We start from the raw sequence: 491 nt of genomic DNA, 5'->3' as shown, positions 1-491 counted from the left end.
ATCTCGACCAGGATCTCGCGCGCGGGCACGCCGTACTTCTTCTCGGCGCGCTTGGCGAACAGCAGGAAGGAGCCATACACGCCGGCATAGCCCAGCGTGAGCGCGTCGCGGTCGATGCGGATCGGGAAGTCCATGATCGGCACCACCAGGTCCTCGGCCACGTCCTGGATCTTGAACACATCCACCCCGGTCTCGATCCCCATCAGGTCGCACACCGCAATGAAGACTTCCATCGGGGTGTTGCCCGCACCGGCGCCCAGGCCGGCGGCCGCCGCGTCGATGCGGGTGGCGCCCACTTCGAGCGCGGCGAGGCTGTTGGCCACGCCCATGGCGAGGTTGTGGTGGCCGTGAAAGCCCAGTTCAGTCTCGGGCTTGAGCGCATCGCGCACCGCACTGAGGCGGGATTTGACCGTGTCGGGCAGCAGGTGCCCGGCCGAGTCGGTGACGTAGATGCAGTTGGCGCCGTAGCTCTCCATCAGCCTGGCTTGCTT

At 66.8% G+C, this 491-nt stretch carries 1 pseudogene; it reads right to left on the bottom strand.

The window, feature by feature from the left end:
• Nucleotides 1-491 (bottom strand): annotated as a pseudogene (locus C664_RS20085) (4-hydroxy-2-oxovalerate aldolase); the annotation flags it as partial.

Source organism: Thauera sp. 63 (assembly GCF_000310165.2).
Taxonomy (GTDB): domain Bacteria; phylum Pseudomonadota; class Gammaproteobacteria; order Burkholderiales; family Rhodocyclaceae; genus Thauera; species Thauera humireducens.
The sequence above is the reverse complement of the archived record's forward strand: the minus strand, read 5'-3'. Positions and strand labels throughout refer to the sequence as shown.